Origin of the sequence: Providencia sp. PROV080 (assembly GCF_033688105.1) — a bacterium.
Lineage (GTDB): Bacteria > Pseudomonadota > Gammaproteobacteria > Enterobacterales > Enterobacteriaceae > Providencia > Providencia zhejiangensis.
Map to the genome: position 1 here is coordinate 64,714 of NZ_CP096347.1, position 25,975 is coordinate 90,688.

General features: G+C 51.6%; 28 protein-coding genes and 2 pseudogenes. 24 read left to right on the plus strand and 6 right to left on the minus strand.

Going from position 1 to position 25,975, the window contains the following annotated elements; translation table 11 throughout:
- Positions 1-182 precede the first annotated feature (182 nt).
- The 15 genes and pseudogenes from M1F03_RS19135 to M1F03_RS19205 form a co-directional block, all read left to right on the plus strand.
- Positions 183-386: a hypothetical protein gene (locus M1F03_RS19135; protein WP_000050848.1), complete on the plus strand. Its 204-nt coding sequence runs from the start codon at positions 183-185 to the stop codon at positions 384-386.
- Between the two features lie 71 nt (positions 387-457).
- A complete protein-coding gene (gene yfbR, locus M1F03_RS19140) occupies positions 458-1,063 on the plus strand; it encodes a 5'-deoxynucleotidase (protein ID WP_000071870.1) in 606 nt (201 codons plus the stop codon).
- Complete coding sequence (locus M1F03_RS19145) at positions 1,056-1,325, plus strand: hypothetical protein (RefSeq protein WP_000184110.1); 270 nt, start codon at positions 1,056-1,058, stop codon at positions 1,323-1,325. The genes yfbR and M1F03_RS19145 overlap by 8 nt, the downstream gene beginning before the upstream one ends.
- A gap of 13 nt (positions 1,326-1,338) precedes the next feature.
- Positions 1,339-1,557 (plus strand): hypothetical protein, encoded by a 219-nt coding sequence (locus M1F03_RS19150; RefSeq protein ID WP_000260293.1) that lies wholly within the window; start codon positions 1,339-1,341, stop codon positions 1,555-1,557.
- A 73-nt stretch (positions 1,558-1,630) separates the two neighbouring features.
- A complete protein-coding gene (locus M1F03_RS19155) occupies positions 1,631-2,188 on the plus strand; it encodes a pyruvate dehydrogenase (protein ID WP_000064431.1) in 558 nt (185 codons plus the stop codon).
- A 74-nt stretch (positions 2,189-2,262) separates the two neighbouring features.
- Positions 2,263-3,114: a hypothetical protein gene (locus tag M1F03_RS19160; RefSeq protein WP_000595210.1), complete on the plus strand. Its 852-nt coding sequence runs from the start codon at positions 2,263-2,265 to the stop codon at positions 3,112-3,114.
- A gap of 204 nt (positions 3,115-3,318) precedes the next feature.
- Complete coding sequence (locus tag M1F03_RS19165; RefSeq protein WP_001032042.1) at positions 3,319-3,465, plus strand: hypothetical protein; 147 nt, start codon at positions 3,319-3,321, stop codon at positions 3,463-3,465.
- A 106-nt stretch (positions 3,466-3,571) separates the two neighbouring features.
- Positions 3,572-3,958 carry a hypothetical protein gene (locus M1F03_RS19170; protein ID WP_001077335.1) on the plus strand — a complete coding sequence of 129 codons (387 nt, stop codon included), beginning with the start codon at positions 3,572-3,574 and terminating at the stop codon, positions 3,956-3,958.
- Between the two features lie 177 nt (positions 3,959-4,135).
- On the plus strand, positions 4,136-5,863 hold the full coding sequence (locus tag M1F03_RS19175; RefSeq protein WP_000122923.1) for a toprim domain-containing protein: 1,728 nt from the start codon (positions 4,136-4,138) through the stop codon (positions 5,861-5,863).
- The gene (locus M1F03_RS19180) at positions 5,850-6,128 is read left to right on the plus strand and encodes a hypothetical protein (RefSeq protein WP_000268337.1); all 279 of its coding nucleotides are present in this window, start codon (positions 5,850-5,852) and stop codon (positions 6,126-6,128) included. Before M1F03_RS19175 ends, M1F03_RS19180 begins: the two co-directional genes overlap by 14 nt.
- 72 nt (positions 6,129-6,200) lie before the next feature.
- Complete coding sequence (locus M1F03_RS19185) at positions 6,201-6,440, plus strand: permease (RefSeq protein WP_000714162.1); 240 nt, start codon at positions 6,201-6,203, stop codon at positions 6,438-6,440.
- A 9-nt stretch (positions 6,441-6,449) separates the two neighbouring features.
- Complete coding sequence (locus tag M1F03_RS19190) at positions 6,450-6,566, plus strand: hypothetical protein (RefSeq protein WP_000338626.1); 117 nt, start codon at positions 6,450-6,452, stop codon at positions 6,564-6,566.
- 120 nt (positions 6,567-6,686) lie between these two features.
- Complete coding sequence (locus M1F03_RS19195) at positions 6,687-7,061, plus strand: hypothetical protein (RefSeq protein WP_000868821.1); 375 nt, start codon at positions 6,687-6,689, stop codon at positions 7,059-7,061.
- 113 nt (positions 7,062-7,174) lie between these two features.
- Positions 7,175-7,900 carry a hypothetical protein gene (locus tag M1F03_RS19200; RefSeq protein WP_000988732.1) on the plus strand — a complete coding sequence of 242 codons (726 nt, stop codon included), beginning with the start codon at positions 7,175-7,177 and terminating at the stop codon, positions 7,898-7,900.
- A 240-nt stretch (positions 7,901-8,140) separates the two neighbouring features.
- Positions 8,141-10,024: pseudogene (locus M1F03_RS19205) on the plus strand (DUF6531 domain-containing protein); the annotation flags it as partial.
- A gap of 277 nt (positions 10,025-10,301) precedes the next feature.
- Here the strand turns inward: M1F03_RS19205 and M1F03_RS19210 are convergent.
- The 4 genes from M1F03_RS19210 to intI1 form a co-directional block, all read right to left on the minus strand.
- Entirely contained in the window at positions 10,302-11,306 is a 1,005-nt protein-coding gene (locus tag M1F03_RS19210; RefSeq protein ID WP_000427619.1) for an IS110-like element IS5075 family transposase, read from the minus strand.
- A gap of 78 nt (positions 11,307-11,384) precedes the next feature.
- Positions 11,385-14,357, minus strand: coding sequence for a Tn3 family transposase (locus M1F03_RS19215; RefSeq protein ID WP_318840144.1), 2,973 nt, complete (start codon positions 14,355-14,357; stop codon positions 11,385-11,387).
- Between the two features lie 2 nt (positions 14,358-14,359).
- Positions 14,360-14,917: a recombinase family protein gene (locus M1F03_RS19220; protein ID WP_001162012.1), complete on the minus strand. Its 558-nt coding sequence runs from the start codon at positions 14,915-14,917 to the stop codon at positions 14,360-14,362.
- Positions 14,918-15,213: 296 nt separating this feature from the next.
- Positions 15,214-16,227 carry a class 1 integron integrase IntI1 gene (gene intI1 / locus M1F03_RS19225; RefSeq protein ID WP_000845039.1) on the minus strand — a complete coding sequence of 338 codons (1,014 nt, stop codon included), beginning with the start codon at positions 16,225-16,227 and terminating at the stop codon, positions 15,214-15,216.
- 206 nt (positions 16,228-16,433) lie between these two features.
- Between intI1 and M1F03_RS19230 the strand changes: the two genes are divergently transcribed.
- From M1F03_RS19230 to armA, 8 genes and pseudogenes are all read left to right on the plus strand, one after another.
- Complete coding sequence (locus M1F03_RS19230; protein WP_106672696.1) at positions 16,434-16,835, plus strand: NUDIX hydrolase; 402 nt, start codon at positions 16,434-16,436, stop codon at positions 16,833-16,835.
- 64 nt (positions 16,836-16,899) lie between these two features.
- Positions 16,900-17,580, plus strand: coding sequence for a pyrimidine 5'-nucleotidase (gene yjjG / locus M1F03_RS19235; RefSeq protein WP_106672694.1), 681 nt, complete (start codon positions 16,900-16,902; stop codon positions 17,578-17,580).
- Positions 17,581-17,671: 91 nt separating this feature from the next.
- The gene (locus tag M1F03_RS19240; RefSeq protein WP_023622803.1) at positions 17,672-18,226 is read left to right on the plus strand and encodes an aminoglycoside N-acetyltransferase AAC(6')-IIa; all 555 of its coding nucleotides are present in this window, start codon (positions 17,672-17,674) and stop codon (positions 18,224-18,226) included.
- A gap of 156 nt (positions 18,227-18,382) precedes the next feature.
- Positions 18,383-18,730, plus strand: coding sequence for a quaternary ammonium compound efflux SMR transporter QacE delta 1 (locus M1F03_RS19245; protein ID WP_000679427.1), 348 nt, complete (start codon positions 18,383-18,385; stop codon positions 18,728-18,730).
- Entirely contained in the window at positions 18,724-19,563 is an 840-nt protein-coding gene (gene sul1, locus M1F03_RS19250) for a sulfonamide-resistant dihydropteroate synthase Sul1 (RefSeq protein WP_000259031.1), read from the plus strand. Before M1F03_RS19245 ends, sul1 begins: the two co-directional genes overlap by 7 nt.
- 404 nt (positions 19,564-19,967) lie before the next feature.
- Positions 19,968-21,509, plus strand: coding sequence for an IS91-like element ISCR1 family transposase (locus M1F03_RS19255; RefSeq protein WP_000050481.1), 1,542 nt, complete (start codon positions 19,968-19,970; stop codon positions 21,507-21,509).
- Between the two features lie 235 nt (positions 21,510-21,744).
- Positions 21,745-22,584, plus strand: a pseudogene (locus M1F03_RS19260) (IS5 family transposase); the annotation flags it as partial.
- 325 nt (positions 22,585-22,909) lie between these two features.
- Positions 22,910-23,683: a 16S rRNA (guanine(1405)-N(7))-methyltransferase ArmA gene (armA, locus tag M1F03_RS19265; RefSeq protein ID WP_000359986.1), complete on the plus strand. Its 774-nt coding sequence runs from the start codon at positions 22,910-22,912 to the stop codon at positions 23,681-23,683.
- Here the strand turns inward: armA and M1F03_RS20065 are convergent.
- The gene (locus M1F03_RS20065; RefSeq protein WP_071547994.1) at positions 23,664-23,879 is read right to left on the minus strand and encodes an aminomethyltransferase beta-barrel domain-containing protein; all 216 of its coding nucleotides are present in this window, start codon (positions 23,877-23,879) and stop codon (positions 23,664-23,666) included. The genes armA and M1F03_RS20065 overlap by 20 nt on opposite strands.
- A gap of 285 nt (positions 23,880-24,164) precedes the next feature.
- Positions 24,165-24,350 (minus strand): hypothetical protein, encoded by a 186-nt coding sequence (locus M1F03_RS19270; RefSeq protein ID WP_002026779.1) that lies wholly within the window; start codon positions 24,348-24,350, stop codon positions 24,165-24,167.
- A 48-nt stretch (positions 24,351-24,398) separates the two neighbouring features.
- Between M1F03_RS19270 and M1F03_RS19275 the strand changes: the two genes are divergently transcribed.
- Positions 24,399-25,583 carry an IS4-like element ISEc29 family transposase gene (locus M1F03_RS19275; RefSeq protein ID WP_002001451.1) on the plus strand — a complete coding sequence of 395 codons (1,185 nt, stop codon included), beginning with the start codon at positions 24,399-24,401 and terminating at the stop codon, positions 25,581-25,583.
- The last annotated feature ends 392 nt before the right edge of the window (positions 25,584-25,975 follow it).

A 25,975-nucleotide genomic window follows, 5' to 3' on the forward strand; every position in this document is an offset into this window, starting at 1 on the left:
GCTTTTTCTTTTGCACCCCAAAAGGGCAATTACAGCGTTTTACCCTTTTAGGTGGCTGTCATACTCTTTTTTCATTGTCAGCGCTTGCTGGCTATAACGGTAGCTGGCCCAAAACAGCAATAACCTAACCCCTCGGGAGGAAACCCCTCCTGGGTTCTCTCCCACAAACAAAGGAGAGAAGCATGAGCCTAGACAAGTTAAGTCGGCTGGTGGACCAACAACGAAAGACCCAGGATGAAATCGACAATGAAATCATTCTGGCCGTCAAAGAGGTGTTGGCTACAAACTCAGTCGGTTTAGCCCGTGAGCTTGTTGGGGGTGTCCCGCAAGATCATCCATTCCATCCGTTTTTACTCGCTATAGCTAAGCAGCTTGACCCGAGATAACTAAGTAACCCAACCGGGTACACCAAGGCCCGGTCGGCTTTGGTGTACCTCCAACCAATTTTGGAGGCACTATGTCTAATTCAAATTTCGGCTTTCTAGCTCTGGCCTTGCGCCAACGCCTGATCAAACGCTGGTCACTGATGCACTCTGTTCAACCGGAGTCTGTGTTGGAACACAGCGCTGTTGTTACCCTGCTTTCCTACCTGGCTGGCAATATTGCCATTCAGCAAGGGAAGTCGGTGGATCTGGCAGTCATGCTTGCTCATGCTTCGTTGCATGATGCAGCCGAGGTTCTCTGTTCGGATGTTGTAACACCGGTCAAGAAAGCAAACGCTGTTTTGCAGCGTGAGTTTGAACGACTGGAAAAGGCCGCAGAGGACAAACTCATCCAGACTCTTCCCGAAGAACTCCAGGATGCAGTCGCCATAGCCTTCGCTCCCGGTGGCTATGAACAATCACTGGTTAAGGCCTGTGATACCTACTCCGCTTACATCAAGTGCAAACTTGAGGTGGCCGCAGGTAATGGCCTTGAGTTCCAGGATGCTCTCAGCAAAATGGAACGTGTTGTTGCTCAGGTGAAATCGGACTTCCCGGAAATCGACGCTCTGGACAAATGGTTTGGTAACGGACTCGGCCATTCAGTAGATAAACTGCTGGCAGGGGGTAACGATGACTAATCCAATCCCTGGCGACATCAAGATTAAGGACTTTGGCCGCGACCGGAAATTCCGTTCGGTTGATGAGCTTCAAAGCACTTTGTCAGAACAGTACAAAGGTCAGCATGTCAGCATCGTTTACCCTGCAAAGCCCAGCGGTTTACTCCGCACGGTTTTTGTCAGTGTCGATGATGCTGGTGGCGTGAATCGAACCTATGGGGACCAGTCTCCTGTCGATTTTTCTGCCATCAAAGATGACCTGTATGTACCAAGTGACCTGTAGGAGAGCACTAGCTATGGTGGTGATCATCGTAAACACAGGACACTATGAGTTTATCGGCCTTGGTGAGACCCACGGACAAGCCACAGAAGGGCTTTTGAAACGCTGGGACGAACACTGCGAACGTAATCCGGATGCTGAGTCTGGTTACATGCAGGAGCTGATAGAAGAAGGAAGCGCACAAGTTGTCGAGATGGAGCCCGGCTCCGCCGTAATTTACGGACTTGACGGCTAAGCCTTCTCAACTAACCCACTCGGGCGCATCATCCCGAGAGGGTGTGGTGCGTCCTAACCAAAAGGAATGCACTATGTCTAACTTTGAACAAGCTCTGGAGCGTACTGACGGTAAAACACTGATTCTCAGCAATGGGAGTAAGTGGGCAGGCCAAGACCCGGACAGCATTCAGACTTTACTGGATGTCCTGGGTGACAACGTTCTTGACCCGATGTTTGAGCAGTATCACTGTTATCGCCCATACCCGTTTGAACCAATGGTGAGGACGGGGCGAAATGGCGAAATGTTCCAGCCTTGGCTTGGGGCAGCCTGCTTCTTTGGGAACTTCCTGACCGTCTCTCATGTTTTCAACATCATCACGAAAGATGACGGTGTTGTTGAGGCCTTAACAGAGGCGATCCGGAAGAATATGGCGACTGAACAGTACCAGCAGAATGCCTATGAGCGTTATGCCGGTTGGTTCTACGCTGAAACCAGCGAAGGGTTAAGGCTAGTCTCTCCAAGTGAGGCTGCCGACATCCGAGCTGGCGCAGTTTCAAAGCTGCGTTACCCAAGAAACTTCGAGGTTATGAAAACTGCGGTTCTCAAAGGTCCTCGATTTGATACTGAATTAAACCGCAAGGCTTCTTAACCCAAACATTAACCCCACGGGGGACATCGGTCCCTGAGGGGATGGTGTCTCCCTCTGAAATTAAGGAGATACCAATGATTAAACAGCATTTTCAAAACGAACTGGTTAAGTGTGGATACCCGGATGATCTGACGATTGAGTACAGTCTCGGATACTGCCAGGGGGATGGCGTAGCCTTCTACGGGGATTTGAGCGTTGATGACGTCAAAGCTCTCATGAATCGCCTATTCAGCACTGAGCCCGGCCAAGTGGATGCTGTCAGCCGCGTGAAGAACCTGATGGCACAGAAAGACATTGAGAATATGCTTTCTGTCCTCCGCGAATATGGTTCCTGTGACCTGTCCATTACTCGGAATAGTCACGGGCATCACTACAGCCATTGGAACTGCATGAACATCGACGACAACGTGGACTTCACAGGGATCTTCCCTGATGATGATTCCATGATTGGCACCGGCATTGAAGGGATTAACCAGGATATGGTCGAGCGCTGGCAAGACCTCTGGGAACGCTTTGTGCTGGAGCTGGCGGATGATGTAAAAAGTCTTTCCAAGAAGCTCGAAGCGGACGGGTACTCGCTGATCGAGGCCTCTCCATGCGAAGATGAAGTGGTTTGGGAACGGGCCACTGAAAACTACCTGGTGCGTGTTACTGAACTCCCTGAGCGGGATTTCGATATGGGCCACTGGGATGACGAAGTAAGAGACCAAACAATTTGTTCTATCCTGGAAGGGAAAGAGCGAGTGCTTGGCCTACGTGTTGAGGTACTCTCTCGTGAAAACGAGATTGTCCTGGGTGAAGAGAGTCTGCACGGCTTGACCGTTGCCAGTGATGACAAGAGCTACGCTGGCTACAGACGAGAACTTCTCCGGGGCGCTATCCAGCAAACCAGGGACTTTTTCTCTCGCCACCTCAAAGCGGCATAACAAGGCAGGGGGAAACCCCTGCTTTACTTCCCAAGTCTTCTTACTCATGGTTAAGCCATCAGTAAGCAGATTTTGTCCTCCCTGAGGGCGAAAGCGTGCGATAGCTGGTCGCCAAAAACAAACAGCAAATTAACGTTAATTTATTAATCCCTGCGGGAGTCTATCTCCTGCTGGAGATACCTCCCGTTATTTCTGGAGGTATCCATGAACAAATTCCAAGACTTTAAGTTGGTTTATCGTCAAGGTGGTCGTCGCTTAGAGCGTGTCTTTAAGGACACTCTTTACGCGAATGTGAAGCGTGTCGCTGACTCGTTTCCTCCGACCGTTCTTTGGCGCATTCAGCCAGCGTAAAACTCGGAACCTTAAAGCTCGGCTTTGGCCGTGACCTTTCAATAACCCATGCGGGTACACTTCCCCGCACGGGGTAGGTGTACCCATTAACTTTGGAGTACACCTTATGAACCAAGTAGCTAAATTGGACCTCGCCCAAATCCGTCAACAAGCCATCAATGATGGTCTGCTGGTGGACCAATCTTCCATCGGTAAACAAGCTGGTTTCCTGACCAATGTGGCAGTGACCCCGGCAATTGTCGATGGAGTATTTGGTGCAGATGGTAAGCACTCGGTAGAAGACTTCCTTTTCATGTTTTTGCAGCTTTGTGTTGCTCAAACAAAGGTCGCTTTTACCGACAACAAGAATTGGGGAAAGATTCGTCTTTATTACCCCATGCCCACTGTAGATGGCTTTTTCAAACCCACTGAGGTTGTGATTAAGTCAGATCCTGTAACCGCAGATGTCACAATCATGATGGCCTCGGAAGATGGCACTCATTTGTGCTTGTGATATTCACAAAATTCGCCTCCGTTTCGGGGGCGACCTTTTTAAACCCCTCGCCGGGGAGTTCTCCCCGGCTGGGGAGCCTCCTTGGCACATTCTCCCGGTGTCGGGGTTTCCTTAAAACCCTGGCGACGGGGGTTTAAGGAAGCCTCGATGCTGGGGTTCACGCTAAGGAGAAAACCTATGTCTTACTACAAAGCTGACACCGTTCGTGAAGCTGCAAACGGAAACTGGCTATTCATCCTGGCGGCCCTAGCGCCCCATCTTGAACCAGCTCTCCGTAAACCTGGTCGTCATGTTTCTTGTCCTATCCACGGCGGGAAAGATGGCTTCCGACTGTTCAAGGATGCCCACCTGACTGGTGGCGGCGTATGCAATACATGCGGTGCCAATCATGATGGTTTTGAGCTGCTGATGTGGCTCAATAACTGGGACTTTAAACAGTGCCTGAGCGAGGTTGGTGATTATCTGGGCGTTGAGAAAGAGCAACCCCAGTATCAACAAGCCGCTGCACCGACACGAGCTCCTGTCCAGGCCAAAGCGCCTGTTCAGCAAGAGCCTATGAAGGTGAATAACAAGGTTCTCGATTCCAAGAATCGTAAAAAATCCATTGCCGGTACTCTGATTGCCCACGGTAAAGCTCCTTATGAGCATAACGAAGACAACGAGCTCAGCTACTTTGCCTTCATCCGTGACAAGAGCGGTTTGGAACGCACCATCTGGGGCGTGGATCTTGAAAGAGCCATTGGTGAAAGTGAAGCCAAGTATGGGGATGAGATCGTCATGACAAACCTCGGGCGCGAGCCTGTAACTGTCGTCGTTGAAGTTAAGGACGAGCAGGGGAATGTTGTGAGAGAACAACCTATGCAAACGCATCGCAACACCTGGCTGGTGGAACGTCGCGGCGCTACGGTAACGCAGTTCCGCGCTCGCTCGAACGGTGGTGTTGAGCCGGTGAGTCACCATGTTGAGTCGGCCCCTGTGGTCAACCGCACGGTAGAAGCTCCGGCACCGCAAGTACAACATGCGGCCACACAACCGGAAGAGCAAAGCAGCGAAAACAAGCCGAAAGTTGTTCCGATGTTTCGTGAACAACCTAAGCCTTGGCTGCTTGAGCTCCAAGAAGAAATGGAGAAGAGAATGGAGCGCGAACGCGCTTACAGTGCTCGTCTCCGTGAGAAAATCGAGAAGGTATGGAACGAGTGTTTGCCGTTCTCCAGTCATGTGACTGAGCCAATGCGTCTGTACTTCAAAAACCGCGAGCTTCTGTTCAAGGTTGATGAAGTAGAAAAAACAGACTGTCTGCGGTTCAATCCGGCTATGGCCTACTACGACGAAGATGGCAATGAAGTTGGGAAATTCCCGGCTATCGTCTGCGCTATCCGAGATGTGGAAGGCAACCTGGTAACGCTCCACCGCACCTATCTCACCCAAAACGGTAAAAAAGCCAAGGTCGGCAACGCCAAGAAGATGATGCCCATTCCTGACGGTTTGGATGTCAATGGCGCGGCCATCCGCCTCGGTGAACCGACTGAGGGTATCCTGGGTGTTGCAGAAGGGCTGGAAACAGCCCTGTCAGCTTATCGAGTCACTCAAATCCCGGTTTGGTCAACGGTCAATGCGACCCTGATGGAGTCCTTCGAGGTTCCAGAAGGTGTTCACACCGTACTGATCTGGGCTGACAAAGATAAGTCTGTGACTGGTGAGAAGTCAGCGAACGTGCTGAAAGCCAAGCTGGAGAAGCGCGGCATTCGTGTGTACGTCCTGCTGCCTAAACTCCCGATCCCGCCCAGAGCGAAAGGGATTGACTGGAACGATGTCCTGATGAGTCAGGGAAGCCTCGGTTTCCCGAATGCTCGCTACCTGCGCGATTTCATTGCGAGAAGGAGAGCTGAGTATGGCCGTCATTGATGTCTCGAAGGTTGATACAACGCCTGGTAACGACGCGGTGTGCCCCTTTTCTCCCCCTGAGGGGTGGGAGGGGGACTCTGCGGCCTACGTTGAGCTTATGCGGTCTCGGTATCGTCATCTGATGCACGGCCAGAGAATGATGGTGACAGCCTCCTTCGCAAGAAGGGAGCCTATCCAAGTTACTGGCCCGTTTGCTGATGAAGCGACGAAGATCATTAACTCAATGAAGATGAACAAGGCGAAGCCAACAGCTTTGTCTGCCTAAAACTTTAACCCTGAGGGGGTGTTCATGCCCTCTCGGGCATGATTCGCCTCCTCTTCAACTATGGAGGTAATCATGAAAAAGTTTTTGCGTATTAAGACGTGGTTTGTGCGTCTTTTCTCTCCTGACAAGAAGACTCTGGGAGCTATCGGTGAAGACCTGCGTAAGGTCGCCGTAACAGCCATCGGTGTCGGTATTGTAGGATTGGCTGTATCTGGGGACACTATAACCGTCAAAGAAGCCGGTTTGGTGTTGGTCATTGGGGTTATCCTGTGGATCTATGGTATAATCTTAACCAAGGTCAGCAATTCCTAAGGGGGTCAAATGGACGCTTTCACATTAGGCATGTTGGGGTTGCTCATTTTTTTCACTGTCGTCACTGGCGGCAGTCTGTATCTCTACCATGAGAAACAGAAGGAAAAAAAGCATCACAACGCCTAAAGAGTAACTGCGATAATGAACGTAAAGGCCAGCAATAGCTGGCCTTTTTTTATACTTGCAGTTTGAAGTGTTACATGTCACGATGAAGTTGGTGTGACATGTAACGGTAAAGGTGTTTTTTTGAAAGTATCCAATGAAGATGCTCAGGCTACGGCGATCTATCTCCTCAGAGCTGCTTCGCGCCCAGCTTTCTGGCGTGACGTCCCATTCGATAAGAAACTTGAAGCCGTGGACAGCCTGAACAGCATGGGGCGATCACCATCAGAACTCACTGAATGGATTAATAAATATCTGACAGCAGAGCAAATCAATAAACTCGGGACATCAATTAGGCAACGTCGCAGAAGGGGATATGGTGTTGGTAAAAGCATAACTATAAGCGATAAAGCCCACAGGATTTTGAAGCGGTTGGCAGAAGTCGATGGTTGCAATTTGTCAGAAGTGATAGAGAAACGCCTAGCCCGAGCTTATAAAAATACTTGGGACCACAAATAGAGTGGCACTAGGGGTTGCATTTTTAAAACCCGTGGTAGCATCTAAATGAACCCTAACGAATAGGGGTGCTGGCGGCGATGCCGACCATTATCCCGATAATGGAGAAATAGACCATGATGACACTGACTACTGTCTCGAAGAAAACTTCTAATAATTCAGCCCTTGTATTCTGGCGCGTTGGTACAAAACGGAAAGGCATCCTTGATGTTCGTATTGATTTTGACAACGAGGAGGCAGATCTTTTGGCTGAGCTCGTAGCCATTCGCTATCTGGCGCTGGACAAACAGGTTTTTTGCAGAGAGCCAGGTGCTGGTGCTGGTTACAAGCTGGTGGTATCCAAAGGTGCGATTAAAAAGCTGGCGCTGGGCAAATCCACCAAGGAGTTTGCATTCAAGTTTGCGGCTTGCCTCACTGGACGTTTAAAGGGCGCTACTATTGAAGTTTCGCAGAGCATGGAGTTTATGGATGAGCCGGGTGAGGGCAACGTTGAGCTCCTCGATGTGGACAAGCAAGCCTATACTCAAACCCATGACGAAATCTCTACACCGGCCATTGGTCCCGTCCTTGTTACTCAACATGCCATCGATCAGTATCAGGCCCGGATAACCTCTGGAGACCCTAAAAAACCGTGGGCCTCACTCGTTGGTCGCCTCCAGCATCCAGAGTTACAGGTTCAACCCTTTGACGAGAAAGTGGCTCGCCATAAAGCCAGAAAGTATGGCCGCGTAGATAACGTGGAAGTCTGGGGCCATAGAGATTCCAAGTTCAAGTACCTGATGGTGATCAACGACGACAACCAAAAACGTGTTCTTGTCACAGTGTTTGAGCGAAATGAGTAACCTGCTTCTCATTTGTTCTGAATACACAACCTCTCCAAATCACGTATTCATACCCTAAAAGGGCAAAAACGCAGTCGTTGATAACGACTCTCCCACCTGAAAATAGCTCCAGCATAAAAACTGGAGCTGTAAATGAGATCGAGACCTTCCCTTTTACTGATGCGAAACCTGCGGTCATTGGCCGTTGTGGTGCTCGCAACTTTGCCATGCGTTGCTTTTGCACAATGGCGGGTTGTAGCCGTGAGCACCGAAGTAGACAAAATGCGCTTCAACACCATCATAGACGCGCATTCCTTCATGAAGAATTATCGCTCTGGTGAGGAGCAAGGGAAGGGAACGCCAGTTGGGGATGCGCTTTATCCGGTTGCCAGTTATGGTGATGGCCGTTATGTCTCCAGGATCTGTTTTAAGTATCTAGGTGCTACTGGCGATTATGACCCCACTACCTGCACTGGCGACCCAGCTACGGTCTACTGGCGCTCAACCTATGTTCTGCCGGGTGAGATGGATAAAACACCGTTCCTGGACAGGGATCTCGGCTTACCAACAACGACCATGTGTGTAGGGAACCCTATCCATCTTGGCACCGGCAACAAGTTCCAGGCTGAACTGGATTATCAAAGCGGAGGCTCCGACCCTTTCACATTCACCAGATACTACAATAGCCACCTTCCTGATGAAGAGCTCGGCGGCTGGCGGCATACCTACTCGCGGAGCGTCGAGGTCAACGCCTCGAAGTACGGTGAGAACATGGTTGTCCTGCACCGGCCAGAAGGGCAACAACTCGCGTTCTACAACTCGTCCTCTGTCTGGGTGCCAACATGGAAAACCGATGATACCTTGACGAAGGATGCTACCGGCTGGCGTTACACTCAATCTGACGGGGTAGTCGAGGCCTATGATGAAACCGGACGACTGACCGGCATCGAGAAGCCCAACGGCAATCACATCACCCTGAGCTATCTGAACGGAGAGCTATCCTCGATCACTGACGGCTTTGGCCGCAACATCCAGTTCCAGCATCAAGATGGCCGCATGGTCAGTGTCACCGATCCTGCTGGTGGCAGTATTCAGTACCAGTACAACAGCGCTGGCAAGCTGGCGGAAGTGATCTACCAGGACAATACGAGCCGCAGCTATCTCTACGATGACCCGAATGCACCGGGTTTGCTCTCTGGGCTGGTGGACGAGAACGGCAACCGTTTCGCCACATGGGGATATGATGCTCAGGGGATGGCAGTTCTAAGTGAACACGCCGGGGGCGCAGAGAAGACTCAGGTAAGCTACAACGCTGACGGAAGCGTCTCTGTCACCAACGCCCTCGGCCACGTTCAGCGATATACCTACAGCCGTCACAACGGGATGCTCAAGCCTGATGTTGTTGAGGGTGCGCCGTGTACCGGCTTTGTGGGAGGCAAGGAAACCTACGTCTACGACAGCAAAGGCCTCGTCTCCAGCATTACAGATCGTGCTGGACAGAAGCGCACGTTCACCCATAACGACCGGGGATTGGAAACCACCCAGATAGACCAGGATGGGGGCAAGGTTACGACCGACTGGCTTCCTTCCAAGTCGCTCCCTGCAAAAATCACGGAACCAACCAGGATCACTGAGCTTACCTACGACACTCATCTCCGGGTGATAAGCCGCAAGGTCACAGATCGCAGCTCGGGCGCTTCCCGGACATGGACCTACACCTATGCCCCTGTTGGTACAGGAAAGCCGAGCCTGTTGGCCTCGGTTGATGGTCCGCGCACCGACGTCAGCGATGTTACGACATTTGACTACGATGACCAGGGCAACCTGATCCGGACAACAAACGCGCTGGGGCAGGTGATGCAGTTTGGTGACTACGACGCGAACGGTCGCGCCGGGACCATTCAGGGCGTCAACGGTGTAACCCAAACCCTCACCTATGACGCCAGAGGAAGACTTGTCAGCTCCACTGGACCAGAAGGAACCACGGCCTACAACTATGATGCTGTGGGCCTCCTGAGCTCGCTGACTAAGCCAAATGGTGCAACCGTCAGCTATGAGTACGACGCTGCACATCGGCTGGTGGCGGAAACAGATGCACAGGGCAACCGGCGCGAGCTTGAGCTCAATGACCTCGGGAACCCAGTAGGGGTCGTCTCAGAAAACGGAATCTATGGTCACTCCCGTTTTTGCAACACCGATTTTGACGACAAGTTGGCTTGCTTGAATCTATCCGGCGTCTGAATGGGATTTTATTCCCGCGCCTCGATGAGTTCCGCGCCTGATGAACCTCCAGAAAATATACGGCTTCAATGAGCCTTTCCGTTTTACAGGTTCCTCAACAGGCCGGTGGGCCGTTAGTATCATCAATATCAGTATTCGCAAAACCAGATGAATGATTGTTTAAACTGGTGTATTTCTGCCTTTATGCTTCGTAAGTTTGCTGTCGCGCCGTCAGTGCCCAGGCTATTCTGGCCAGCTTGTTTGCCAGAGCACAGGTGACGACAAAGTTGCTTTTCCGACACAACAACTCCCTGACCCAGTCGGCCAACTTGCCAGACTGGTGTTCCAGTTTTTGTATGAATACCCTGGCACACTGAACCAACAAAGTTCGGATCTTTTTGTTGCCCCGCTTGCTAATCCCTAACAATGTCGTCCGACCTCCCGTGCTGTACTGTCGGGGTACCAGCCCTGTTGCCGCCGCAAAGTCACGGCTGCTGGCGTACTGCTTCCCGTCGCCAATCTCAGTTGAAATAGTACTGGCAGTCAGCGTTCCAACGCAGGGAATACTCAGCAAGCGCTGTCCAACCTCATCTTCGTCCAACTTTCGTTTCAACTGAGATTCCAGATCTTTAATCTGCTCAACAAGATAGTGATAATGCTGTTGTAATTTCAGCAGTAACTGGCTGAGATAAAGAGGCAAACTACTGTCCTCAAGAAGGGTACTCAGTCGACTAATAACGGCAGCACCTCGCGGAACGCTGATACCAAATTCCAGCAGAAAAGCATGCATCTGATTAGTTGTTTTCACCTTATCCTGAACCAGGGATTCACGGACACGATGCAGAGCTCGCATTGCCTGCTGAGATTCGGTTCTGGGCTGCACGAAACGCATAGATGGACGTGATGCTGCTTCACAGATAGCTTCAGCATCAACGAAGTCATTTTTGTTGCTTTTAACGAATGGGCGGACAAATTGCGGTGATATCAGCTTTGGAAAATGCCCTAACTCTTCCAGCTTGCGTGCCATAAAGTGAGAACCGCCACAGGCTTCCATCGCGATGGTTGTTGCCGGGCATGTCGCCAGAAATTCGATTAGCTTTGGTCGGGTGAATTTTTTACGGTAAACGGCCTTCCCACGATGATCCTGACAATGAATATGGAAAGAGTTCTTACCCAGATCGATACCAATAAGCGCAATGTTTTCCATGATGGTTCTCCGAATGAAAGCCTGTCCTCAGCATAGTACTGGGAAGGAGGGAGTGACCATCTCATTAAATAAAGCACGCTAAGCCGGTGGCAGCGGTCGCAATGGCCTAAACTTCCCCGCACCGACCTTGGCGCTGCTGCGCCATAGGTAATCGCCGGTCAGGTTGATGTGCTCCCACCCCAGCGGCGACAGATATTGCAACAATGTGTCGTCCAGCGCCGTGCCGTTGCCACGCAAAGCACTGGTGGCACGCTCCAGATATACCGTGTTCCACAACACGATGGCCGCCGTCACCAGATTGAGGCCGCTGGCCCGGTAGCGCTGCTGCTCAAAACTGCGGTCGCGGATTTCACCCAATCGGTAGAAGAAGACCGCCCTGGCCAGCGCGTTGCGCGCCTCGCCCTTATTCAGCCCCGCATGGACGCGGCGGCGCAGCTCCACGCTTTGCAGCCAATCCAAAATGAACAGCGTGCGCTCGATGCGCCCCAGCTCGCGCAACGCCACGGCCAAGCCGTTCTGGCGCGGGTAGCTGCCGAGTTTGCGCAGCATCAGCGAAGCCGTTACCGTGCCTTGCTTGATGGAGGTGGCCAGCCGCAGAATTTCATCCCAATGGGCGCGTATTTGCTTGATGTTCAGCCTGTCGCTGCTAATCATCGGCTTGAGCGCGTCATAGGCGGCATCGCCCTTGGGGATGAATAGCTTGGTTTCGCCCAAGTCACGGATACGCGGCGCGAAGCGAAATCCCAGCAAATGCATCAAGCCAAACACGTGATCGGTGAAGCCTGCCGTGTCGGTGTAGTGTTCCTCGATGCGCAAGTCCGACTCGTGGTACAGCAGGCCATCAAGCACGTAAGTTGAATCACGAATGCCCACGTTGACCACCTTGGCACTGAAGGGCGCGTACTGGTCGGAGATATGGGTGTAGAAAGTCCGTCCTGGACTGCTTCCATACTTCGGGTTGATATGACCAGTGCTTTCTGCTTTGCTGCCGGTTCTGAAGTTCTGGCCGTCCGACGATGACGTGGTGCCGTCACCCCAGTTGCCGGCGAAGGGTTGCCGAAACTGCGCATTCACCAGCTCGGCCAGCGCCGTCGAATAGGTTTCATCGCGGATGTGCCAGGCTTGCAGCCAAGACAGCTTGGCGTAGGTGGTGCCAGGGCAGGACTCGGCCATTTTGGTCAGACCCAGGTTGATCGCGTCGGCCAGGATCGTCGTCAACAGCAAGGTTTTGTCCTTGGCCGTGTCGCTGGTCTTCAGGTGTGTGAAGTGGCGGGTGAAGCCCGTCCATTCATCGACCTCCATCAGCAACTCGGTGATTTTGAGGTGCGGCAGCAGCATAGCTGTCTGGTCGATCATGGCTTGCGCGGCGTCTGGTACTGCCGCGTCCAGCGGCGTGATCTTCAGGCCTGACGCGGTGGTGATGATGGCATCCGGTAAGTCGTTGGCCGCAGCCATGCGGTTGACTGTGGCGAGTTGCGCCTCCAACAATTCCAACCGGTCATGCAGGTATTGGTCGCAGTCGGTGGCCACTGCCAGCGGCAATTCGCTGGCCAGCTTCAAAGTGGCGAACTTCTCGACCGGCACCAGGTATTCGTCGAAGTCCTTGAACTGGCGAGAACCCTGCACCCAGACATCACCGGAGCGCAGCGCGTTCTTCAGCTCCGACAGGGCGCATAACTCGTAGTAACGCCGGTCGATGCCGTCGTCGGTCAGAACCAGCTTTGCCCAGCGCGGCTTGATGAATGCGGTTGGCGCATCGGCGGGCACCTTGCGCTCGCTGTCGCTGTTCATGCCGCGCAGCATGTCGATGGCATCGAGCACACCCTTGGCGGCGGGCGCAGCCCGCAATTTGAGCACGCCCAGGAACTGCGGCGCGTAGCGGCGTAGCGTGGCATAGCTTTCACCGATGTGGTGCAGGAAATCAAAGTCGGCAGGCCGCGCCAATGTTTGCGCTTCGGTGACGCTGGCGGCGAAGGTGTCCCAGGGCATAACGGCCTCGATGGCGGCGAACGGATCGCTGCCGCTTTGCTTGGCCTCAATCAACGCTTGACCGATGCGCCCATACATCCGCACCTTGTCGTTGATCGCCTTGCCGGAAGCCTGGAACTGCTGCTGATGCTTGTTCTTGGCCGCGTTGAACAGCTTGCCGATGATGCGATCGTGAAGGTCGATGATTTCATCGGTGACGGTGGCCATGCCTTCGATGGCCAGCGCTACCAGCGTGGCATAGCGTCGTTGCACCTCGAACTTTGCCAGATCAGCAGGCGTCATCTGGCCACCTTCACGAGCGATTTTGAGCAGGCGGTTCTGGTGAACCTGCCGCTCGATGCCTGCGGGCAGATCAAGTGCTTGCCAGGATTTCAGGCGCTCAATATGTTCGAGCATGTGGCGAGAGTTCGGTTTGGCAGGCGACTGGCGCAGCCATGCCAGCCACGTCACTTTACTGCCGTCCTTGCGCTTGAGAAGTTCGTCCAGGCGCTGACGGTGGGGTGATAACAAAGAATCGGTCAGCGCCGCGTAAATGCGTCGGTTGGCACGGGTGATGGCCTCGGCGCTTGCGCGCTCGATGGCATTCATGGCGGGCAGGATAATGCTCTGCCGCCGCAGATTCTCGACAAGTGCGCTCGCCAGCACGATGCCTTTGTCGGTCTGCAAGGCCAGCTCGGTCAATGTATGCACGGCTTGCCGATAGTGGCTCATGGTGAAGGGCTTGAACCCAAAAACCGTTTGCAGCTCGACCAAGTGCTCCCGCCGTGTCTGTTCGCGCTGGCCGTACTCGCTCCAACTTTCCACTGGCATCTTGAGTTGCGCGGCCACCATGCGCAACAGGGGCGGAAACGGAGGCTCATCGACGCCCAAAAAGGTGCCAGGGAATCGCAAGTAGCAAAGCTGCACAGCGAAGCCCAATCGATTCGCGGCGCCGCGACGCTGACGGATCACCGACAGGTCGGTTTCGTTGAACGTGTAGTGCCGTATCAGTTCGTCTTTGGCATCTGGCAGTGCCAGCAGGCTTTCGCGCTCGGTGGCGGACAGGATTGAGCGGCGTGGCATGGTCAGTCTTCCCGCAGGTACTGGTACAAGGTTTCGCGGCTGATGCCGAAGTCACGGGCCACCAAGGTTTTTTGGTCGCCTGCCGCAACTCGCCGTTTCAACTCGGCAATTTGTTCGCTGTTCAGCGATTTCTTTCGTCCCCGGTAGGCACCGCGCTGCTTGGCCAGCACGATTCCCTCGCGCTGACGTTCGCGGATCAGGGCGCGCTCGAACTCAGCGAAGGCTCCCATGACCGACAGCATCAGATTGGCCATCGGTGAGTCCTCGCCGGTGAACTTCAGCCCTTCTTTGACGAACTCCATGCGCACGCCCCGTTGTGTCAGCCCTTGGACGATGCGGCGCAGGTCATCAAGGTTGCGTGCCAGCCTGTCCATGCTATGCACCACCACGGTGTCGCCCTCGCGGACGAAGGCCAGCAGCCTTTCCAGCTCGGGACGCTGGGTGTCCTTGCCAGAAGCCTTGTCGGTGAACACCCGCGCCACCTGAACACCCTCCAATTGCCGTTCCGGGTTCTGGTCGAAGCTGCTGACGCGGACATAGCCGATGCGTTGACCTTGCAAGATGCCTCCAAAGGCAAAAGTGTCAGGATGAAATCTATTACCTTTGACGGAATATGTCAATCAATAGGAAATTTAACTCTATTCTGACATCGTTTGTCGTTTTCAGAAGACGGCTGCACTGAACGTCAGAAGCCGACTGCACTATAGCAGCGGAGGGGTTGGATCCATCAGGCAACGACGGGCTGCTGCCGGCCATCAGCGGACGCAGGGAGGACTTTCCGCAACCGGCCGTTCGATGCGGCACCGATGGCCTTCGCGCAGGGGTAGTGAATCCGCCAGGATTGACTTGCGCTGCCCTACCTCTCACTAGTGAGGGGCGGCAGCGCATCAAGCGGTGAGCGCACTCCGGCACCGCCAACTTTCAGCACATGCGTGTAAATCATCGTCGTAGAGACGTCGGAATGGCCGAGCAGATCCTGCACGGTTCGAATGTCGTAACCGCTGCGGAGCAAGGCCGTCGCGAACGAGTGGCGGAGGGTGTGCGGTGTGGCGGGCTTCGTGATGCCTGCTTGTTCTACGGCACGTTTGAAGGCGCGCTGAAAGGTCTGGTCATACATGTGATGGCGACGCACGACACCGCTCCGTGGATCGGTCGAATGCGTGTGCTGCGCAAAAACCCAGAACCACGGCCAGGAATGCCCGGCGCGCGGATACTTCCGCTCAAGGGCGTCGGGAAGCGCAACGCCGCTGCGGCCCTCGGCCTGGTCCTTCAGCCACCATGCCCGTGCACGCGACAGCTGCTCGCGCAGGCTGGGTGCCAAGCTCTCGGGTAACATCAAGGCCCGATCCTTGGAGCCCTTGCCCTCCCGCACGATGATCGTGCCGTGATCGAAATCCAGATCCTTGACCCGCAGTTGCAAACCCTCACTGATCCGCATGCCCGTTCCATACAGAAGCTGGGCGAACAAACGATGCTCGCCTTCCAGAAAACCGAGGATGCGAACCACTTCATCCGGGGTCAGCACCACCGGCAAGCGCCGCGACGGCCGAGGTCTTCCGATCTCCTGAAGCCAGGGCAGATCCGTGCACAGCACCTTGCCGTAGAAGAACAGCAAGGCCGCCAATGCCTGACGATGCGTGGAGACCGAAACCTTGCGCTCGTTCGCCAGCCAGGACAGAAATGCCTCGACTTCGCTGCTGCCCAAGGTTGCCGGGTGACGCACACCGTGGAAACGGATGAAGGCACGAACCCAGTGGACATAAGCCTGTTCGGTTGGTAAGCTGTAATGCAAGTAGCGTATGCGCTCACGCAACTGGTCCAGAACCTTGACCGAACGCAGCGGTGGTAACGGCGCAGTGGCGGTTTTCATGGCTTGTTATGACTGTTTTTTTGTACAGTCTATGCCTCGGGCATCCAAGCAGCAAGCGCGTTACGCCGTGGGTCGATGTTTGATGTTATGGAGCAGCAACGATGTTACGCAGCAGGGCAGTCGCCCTAAAACAAAGTTAGGCTTTAAAACCCTCACTTCCGTTGCTAAGTTGAAGCTAGATATATTTCACCTGATGATTAAATACGATGACAACACATATTGATAAATTAGCCTTATTCTCGATCTTAGACAAAAAATTACTGGTTGTTCGCTCCAAAGGAAAATCTCTTTTTTATCTCCCAGGCGGCAAACGTGAACTCAACGAAACTGACCATGAAGCACTGTTACGTGAAATATCTGAAGAATTAGCGATCAATTTAATACCTTCAACAATAACCTATGCCGCAACACTTGAAGCTCAAGCTGATGGCAAACCTGAAGGCTTGCTAGTTAAATTAACCTGCTATTTCGCTAACTATGATGGGGCTCCAACGCCTGCCGCTGAAATTGAAGAGTTACGTTACATTGACAGCAATGATATTGAGATATGCTCAAAAGCAGCCATCTTATGCGTTGATTGGCTCAAAGCAAGTAACTACATCAATTAGTGCTGACAATATTCATCACGTAGAATACAAGCGTAGCCACAAGGCATGACAGAGATGAACACAAATGAAACCGTATGAATGGATATTGTTCGATGCTGATGAAACACTTTTTGAATTCGACGCTTTACGTGGCTTAAAACTTATGTTTTCACGCTTTGGTATCAACTTTTCTGATGCTGATTTTTCAGAATATCAATTAGTTAATAAACCACTCTGGGTCCAATACCAAAATGGTGAAATATCAGCAACGCAACTCCAGTATCAACGCTTTCAATCTTGGGCTGAACGACTTGATGAAACACCCAAAACATTGAATAGTGCTTTTCTGTCCGCGATGGCTGACATCTGTGCACCATTACAGGGTGCGGCCAATTTGCTGAATACGCTTCGTGGCAAAATGAAACTCGGCATTATTACCAATGGCTTTACTGAACTTCAGCAAGTACGCCTTGAACGTACTGGGTTTCGAGACCATTTTGATGTGCTGATTATTTCAGAGCAAGTAGGTGTTGCTAAACCACATCCTGAGATTTTCGAGTATGCGCTTTCTGCTATGGGTCATCCCTCCCGAGAACGCGTTCTCATGGTCGGTGATAATCCTGACTCAGACATATTGGGTGGTCTTAATGCAGGACTACATACGTGCTGGGTCAATGCAGACAATAAACCTGAACCAACTGATATAAAACCACACTATCAGGTTTCATCATTATCAGAGCTTGAATCACTTTTGGTACAGTCCTGAGTATTAAAAAGCGCCTAACAAAATTTTCATGTCGGACTGCACTACGTGCAGCCGCATAAAACGAAGTTAGGCAGCACAGAGCGACCATTTCATGTCCGCGAGCACCCCCCCCATAACTCTTCGCCTCATGACCGAGCGCGACCTGCCGATGCTCCATGATTGGCTCAACCGGCCGCACATCGTTGAGTGGTGGGGTGGTGACGAAGAGCGACCGACTCTTGATGAAGTGCTGGAACACTACCTGCCCAGAGCGATGGCGGAAGAGTCCGTAACACCGTACATCGCAATGCTGGGCGAGGAACCGATCGGCTATGCTCAGTCGTACGTCGCGCTCGGAAGCGGTGATGGCTGGTGGGAAGATGAAACTGATCCAGGAGTGCGAGGAATAGACCAGTCTCTGGCTGACCCGACACAGTTGAACAAAGGCCTAGGAACAAGGCTTGTCCGCGCTCTCGTTGAACTACTGTTCTCGGACCCCACCGTGACGAAGATTCAGACCGACCCGACTCCGAACAACCATCGAGCCATACGCTGCTATGAGAAGGCAGGATTCGTGCGGGAGAAGATCATCACCACGCCTGACGGGCCGGCGGTTTACATGGTTCAAACACGACAAGCCTTCGAGAGAAAGCGCGGTGTTGCCTAACAACTCATTCAAGCCGACGCCGCTTCGCGGCGCGGCTTAATTCAGGTGTTAGATGCACTAAGCACATAATTGCTCACAGCCAAACTATCAGGTCAAGTCTGCTTTTATTATTTTTAAGCGTGCATAATAAGCCCTACACAAATTGGGAGATATATCATGAAAGGCTGGCTTTTTCTTGTTATCGCAATAGTTGGCGAAGTAATCGCAACATCCGCATTAAAATCTAGCGAGGGCTTTACTAAGCTTGCCCCTTCCGCCGTTGTCATAATCGGTTATGGCATCGCATTTTATTTTCTTTCTCTGGTTCTGAAATCCATCCCTGTCGGTGTTGCTTATGCAGTCTGGTCGGGACTCGGCGTCGTCATAATTACAGCCATTGCCTGGTTGCTTCATGGGCAAAAGCTTGATGCGTGGGGCTTTGTAGGTATGGGGCTCATAATTGCTGCCTTTTTGCTCGCCCGATCCCCATCGTGGAAGTCGCTGCGGAGGCCGACGCCATGGTGACGGTGTTCGGCATTCTGAATCTCACCGAGGACTCCTTCTTCGATGAGAGCCGGCGGCTAGACCCCGCCGGCGCTGTCACCGCGGCGATCGAAATGCTGCGAGTCGGATCAGACGTCGTGGATGTCGGACCGGCCGCCAGCCATCCGGACGCGAGGCCTGTATCGCCGGCCGATGAGATCAGACGTATTGCGCCGCTCTTAGACGCCCTGTCCGATCAGATGCACCGTGTTTCAATCGACAGCTTCCAACCGGAAACCCAGCGCTATGCGCTCAAGCGCGGCGTGGGCTACCTGAACGATATCCAAGGATTTCCTGACCCTGCGCTCTATCCCGATATTGCTGAGGCGGACTGCAGGCTGGTGGTTATGCACTCAGCGCAGCGGGATGGCATCGCCACCCGCACCGGTCACCTTCGACCCGAAGACGCGCTCGACGAGATTGTGCGGTTCTTCGAGGCGCGGGTTTCCGCCTTGCGACGGAGCGGGGTCGCTGCCGACCGGCTCATCCTCGATCCGGGGATGGGATTTTTCTTGAGCCCCGCACCGGAAACATCGCTGCACGTGCTGTCGAACCTTCAAAAGCTGAAGTCGGCGTTGGGGCTTCCGCTATTGGTCTCGGTGTCGCGGAAATCCTTCTTGGGCGCCACCGTTGGCCTTCCTGTAAAGGATCTGGGTCCAGCGAGCCTTGCGGCGGAACTTCACGCGATCGGCAATGGCGCTGACTACGTCCGCACCCACGCGCCTGGAGATCTGCGAAGCGCAATCACCTTCTCGGAAACCCTCGCGAAATTTCGCAGTCGCGACGCCAGAGACCGAGGGTTAGATCATGCCTAGCATTCACCTTCCGGCCGCCCGCTAAATATCTCCTTTTGGGTTGTTAATAAAACATCCAATAAGTTGACTGTGCGTGAAAAAGAAAGTTTTGTGTGATGGCGTTGAAGATCGCACCGTTAAGCTCTTATGTGGGATGGTGCAGAGCTCGACGACTACCGATAAAACGCAACCGCCGCAAACAGACAAGAAAAAGCCCCAACTGATAACAGTTGGGGCTTCAGTATTGTGATTGGTGGAGCAATAGCACCCTGAACCCAAAACCTTCTCGCTCAACCGGTAGTGGCTGATAACAACTCGTGAGGGCTATTGCGGGTTAAGCATTTAGCGATGTCTAGGGCCAGACTGGACGTCTGAACGCAAGCCGCTGATACTGTACATAACCACAGTATCAGCGGAGGATACCCATGTCGCTGGCAAGGAACGCCACGGCGAGTCAATCGCCCACTCAAACAAACGGTTACGAACGCCACCAACCCGACCAGACGCTGCTCTACCAGCTGGTTGAGCAGCACTACCCAGCCTTCAAAGCCTCACTCGAAGCCCAAGGTCAACACCTGCCTCGCTACATCCAACAAGAATTCAACGACCTCCTCCAATGTGGCCGTCTGGAGTATGGTTTCATGCGGGTTCGCTGCGAGGATTGTCATCACGAGCGTCTGGTCGCCTTCAGCTGTAAACGACGCGGCTTTTGCCCTAGCTGCGGTGCCCGCCGGATGGCCGAGAGTGCGGCGCTGCTGATAGACGAAGTCTTCCCCAAGGAGCCCATTCGCCAGTGGGTGCTCAGCTTTCCTTTCCAGCTACGCTTTTTGCTGGCTCGCCATCCCCAGCTGATGGGCCAGGTCTTGAGTATCGTCTATCGTACACTCTCAACTCATCTGATCAAAAAAGCCGGTTACACCAAAGCCTCTGCACAAACTGGCTCAGTGACTCTTATCCAACGCTTTGGCTCCGCGCTAAATCTCAATGTCCACTACCACATGCTGTTTCTCGATGGTGTCTATGCCGAAGATGACTATGGCAAGCAACGCTTCCATCGTGTCAAGGCACCCACTTACGATGAGCTGAATACGCTCGCTCACACCCTCAGCCATCGCATCGCTCGCTGCATGGAAAAGCGTGGGATTTTGGAGCGTGATGCCGAGAATACGTGGTTGACACTGGAAGAGGGCGAAGACGATACGCTGACTCAATTACATGGTGCTTCGGTTACGTATCGCATTGCCGTCGGCCCCCAGCAAGGGCGCAAAGTCTTCACCCTGCAAACCTTGCCAGGGCGTGAGGATAAAGCCGACTCAAGCAGTCGAGTAGCCAACCATGCTGGTTTCTCGCTACACGCCGGTGTGATGGCCGAAGCGCATCAGCGGGATAAGCTTGAGCGCTTGTGTCGCTACATTAGTCGGCCAGCGGTTTCAGAAAAACGTCTGGCATTAACCGCCAATGGGCAGGTGCGTTACGAGCTCAAAACTCCGTACCGCAATGGCACCACCCATGTGATCTTCGAGCCGCTGGACTTCATCGCCAAACTCGCTGCGTTGGTACCTAAGCCGCGAGTCAACCTCACACGCTTCCACGGCGTCTTTGCACCGAACAGCAAACACCGAGTTCAAGTAACACCCGCCAAGCGGGGCAAGAAGCCCGACAAATCGGAAGGTCTCGATACTAACTGGCGTGACAAGAGTCCTGCAGAGCGCCACCGCGCCATGACCTGGATGCAACGCCTCAAGCGAGTCTTCAATATTGATATTGAAGTCTGCGAACACTGCGGCGGTCACGTCAAAGTGATTGCCAGCATCGAAGATCCGAAGGTCATTGAGCAGATTCTCAAGCATCTGAAACAGAAAACAGCCAAGGCGAATGCCGCCAAGCAGCGTGAGCTGCCACCAGAACGAGCGCCGCCACTGACTCCCAGCCTGTTCGATCCATCACAGAGTCGTCTCTTTGACTGACGACCCCAAATCCAACACTGCTCAACACTGCCAACTTTTAAACGGGGCGGTGGGGCAGTTTGTATCTCTCGAGCTATCAGGCTAGAGATTTTACCGCCAAATCGAACCTTATTAGAGCGGTTTAGGCTGGACCGGCAGTTAAAATTGGGGCTTGAGCGGTAAACGAGTGAGGGAATTTCAGGTAAGATACTTCGGATGAGGAGCAAAAAGGTGGTTTATACTTCCCCTATACCCCTGGATGGACGAACAAGCCATTAAGCAGTGGCATTGCCTGGTCCACCATGGCCGCCGAGGGAGAGGTTTCCACTACAGTGACACCGCCATTGAGACGGCCCTGATGCTAAAAGGCTTGTTCAAGTTGCCGCTGCGGGCGCTAGAAGGCTTCATTAACTCGTTGTTCCAACTGATGGCGGTGCCTTTGCAGTCGCCGGACTATAGCTGTATCAGCAAGCGCGCCAAGACCGTCGACATCAAGTACCGCCTCCCCAGCCAAGGCCCGGTGGCTCACTTGGTCATTGATGCCACCGGCCTCAAGGTCTATGGCGAAGGCGAATGGAAAATTCGCAAACACGGCAAGGAGAAGCGACGAGTGTGGCGCAAGCTCCACTTGGCGGTGGATGCCACAACCCATGCGGTCATCGCTGCCGAAGTCAGCCTGGAGACGGTGGCGGATAACGAGGTGTTACCGACGTTGCTCAACCCCTTACGACGCAAGATAAAACAGGTCAGCGCCGATGGTGCGTATGACACCAAGGCCTGTCATGCGCTACTGAAGAAAAAGGGGGCGAAAGCCACCATACCGCCGAGAAAAAATGCGGCACCGTGGGAGGAAGGCCATCCCCGCAACGAGGCGGTGACGGCGCTCAAGGCCGGTGAACTGAAGCAATGGAAGAAAGACTCCGGCTATCACCAGCGCTCGATAGCCGAGACCGCCATGTACCGGTTCAAGCAACTCATCGGGCCAACGCTGAGCCTGCGGAACTACAACGCCCAGGTGGGCGAAATCCTGGCTGGCGTGAAGGTGATGAACAAGCTGATAGGGCTTGGTATGCCTGTTCGCCAGCCAGTGAATTGAGTGGTATCAACGGGTTGGGGAACGGCCATCCAGCGACGGATTTGGTCAACAACGCCGATAACACCTCGAAATCGGAGTTTATATGGCTTCGTGGGGGAGTTATGTGTTTGAGCTTTGTCGCATTAACGCGAATCAGGGGTTGACGGCAGAAATGGACTGGAATTACACTTCTTAGAGTCGGCGTTGCCGGAAAATTCTGATTGGATTAGTTGTTCGGGGTGCGAAAACAGTCGTAGTTCGGGGGAAAAACCGAATTTTGACCCGAAACCGCAAAAAACCCGAAATGACAGTTCCTATCAAATACTTAACTTGTAGGTTCTTTCAAATGGATAAGAATGATGTTGTTAAGAAGATACTTGAATCAAAAAAGTACGAAAACCTTGATTCAGATATTGTTGAAAAGGTTGTTTCCATTTCTGAGAAGAAATATAAATTAAAGGAAGTTGAGAATTATTCTAAAAAGAAATTGCATCAAATATGGGGGTCTTACTATTCTGCCTATCCTAATTGGGATAAATTATTAAAAAAGTACAATCAGGGGCAGTTATCAATAGAAGATTTACTAAAGATTCATTCTTCGACGAATGAAAGAGTCGCAACATTAAATGACTTTTACACTTATGTATTTGGAAATATCAAACATGTCTCATCTATTTTAGATTTTGGTTGTGGCTTCAATCCATTAGCTTTATACCAATGGAATGAAAATGAAAAAATAATATATCATGCATACGATATTGATAGAGCTGAGATAGCTTTTTTGAGTAGCATTATTGGGAAGTTAAAGACGACGATAAAGTATAGGTTTTTGAATAAAGAGAGTGATGTCTACAAAGGTACTTATGATGTAGTATTCCTTTTAAAGATGCTTCCTGTGCTAAAACAGCAAGATGTAAATATCTTGGATTTCCTACAGCTTTTTCATACTCAAAACTTTGTAATATCTTTTCCAATAAAGTCTTTATCTGGAAAGGAGAAGGGAATGGAAGAGAATTACCAGCTATGGTTTGAATCTTTTACAAAAGGTTGGATAAAAATCCTTGATTCGAAGGTTATAGGGAATGAGTTAGTATATATTACTAGTGGATTTCAGAAATAACTCCGCCTCCAAGGCACTCATTTTCTTGGAAAAGTACTAAACTCTGTCCAACGGCTGGAGCCCATTGTGGTGCAGAAAATTCAAATATATATCCATTTTCATTCTGGGTTACTTTTACTGGTGTATCCTGACTTCTATAACGGATAGATGCTGTATAGTTATTATTAAGTAATGAAGTTTCGTTTATCAAGTGCAATTCTGAAACACTTACTATGTTTTTCCAAAGTTTTGGATTATCTTTTCCTTGGACAACATAGAGGATATTTTGAGGAAAAGATAGGTTTCAACTACAGTTTAGAAGGTTAAAAACAAATGCATGCATGGCTCAAAAGCAATCTAGGGAAGGTGCGAATAAGCGGGGAAATTCTTCTCGGCTGACTCAGTCATTTCATTTTTTCCTGTTTGAGCCGTTTTTTCTCCCGTAAATGCACTGTATACCGATATGGGCAGGGCGAAGCGCTAAAGTACAACAATCTTATTGTTAGCTATTGTCTTGGCGTTCCAGAAAATCTTTAAACTCAATAGTATAAAGCCGTAACAGCACCATGGTTAACGCAAAAATAATTGGCCCATAAATCAAACCAATTAAACCAAAGAGTTGCAAACCACCTGAGGTATCCCCAGAAATTCTGTAGTTAAAATAAAATGTTAGTTGATTGGGGAACATTCATGGCGGTTCCTGATCTGATCATTCGCCAAAACTCCCACACCGCGGATGCTCACCATGAATGTAAAAGCTATGCTCGCTGATTTCCTCACCTTTGTCACGCCAAAATCAATGCATAAAGCCCGATTTTCGGTTTTGCTAGATGCGGTAACCGCCCTGGCAAAGGATGCGTGTTGCACCGTTACTGCGATTGGCCGGGCGATGCCTGGCTCTTCAGATAAGGTCAGTATCAAACGGGCAGATCGTCTACTCAATAATCCTAACCTGCAACGAGAGCTGCCATTGATTTATGCTGCGCTGACGGCTTCTATTGTTGGCCATAAAACTAAGCCGATGATTTTGGTTGACTGGAGCAATGCCGATACTGCCAAGCGACACTTTATCCTGCGTGCCAGCATTGCCGCTGACGGTAGAGCGTTGACTCTGCTACAGAAGATTGCCGCCGCAGAAGATTATACCTGCCCACACCTACACGGGGCGTTTTTAAAGCAGCTTAAAGCCATGCTACCCAAGGACTGTAAGCCCGTAATTGTCACTGACGCGGGGTTTAAAGTTCCATGGCTGAAACAAGTGCGTAAGCTGGGATGGCATTATGTAGCTAGAGTTCGAGGCAATGTGAAGCTTAAATTGGCAGAGCAGGACAAGTTTATCAGTGTTAATCAGCTTTATCGGCAAGCGAAGAAGGATCCAAAAAGTGTAGGAAAAATCATGCTTGCCCAAACACAACACTATGAAACGCAGGCCGTCCTGGTTGGCAAAGGTTATAAGCTATTGAAACGCGATAAAAATAAGACGTATAAGGAACCATGGTTGTTGGTGTCATCCTTAGCTGACTGCCATGGGTATGCGGATAAAATTGCTAAGTGCTACAGTAGCCGAATGCAAATTGAAGAAAGCTTCCGTGATCAGAAAAGTCACCGCTATGGCCTGGGTAGCGATTTGCATGGTACCAAGAAGAAATCTCGCTTAGAGATACTGCTACTACTGGCCGCATTGGTTAATTGGTTTCATTACCTGCTAGGTAGCGCAGCGGAGAAAGCGGGTTTGCACCTGCGTTATCAAGCTAACACCGTTAAAAATAGGCGGGTATTGGCCCTGAATTTCCTTGGGATATTACTTTGCAAAGAACCCAAACAGCGAATACGCAGGCAATATTATCAGCAGGGACTTAAACAAATACTACAGTGGGTGGTTCAGTGGGACTGGGCAGTAATCAAACAGGCTGATAGCTGATTGTATGAATGGAAATTTTGTGGGGATCCCTCAGGTTGTCTAGACTTCTTTTAACAGTAAAGTTATCATAAAACTGAATTTTATTTTTTAGGTAAGTTTATGCATTCTATCCGCATTCGTTAAGACACAACTATTTGCATAGTGACACTATTTTATAATGGTGGGCTTTTGTTGTGTCTTTAAGAATATATGCGGATATATAAAGTAAAAGTATGCTTAATTTATAAGTATGCTTTTAGTGCATAGTTTCCAGTTATAACTTAATTGACTAGCTATTTGTCCACCCTGTGGATGAATAGCTTTTTTTTTGGGAGGACACTGTGATGCTAGCTTTTGTTTTCACCTAAATCCTGTTTGCTGCATAAAAAATTTCAAGAGCTAAACAGGAGTAA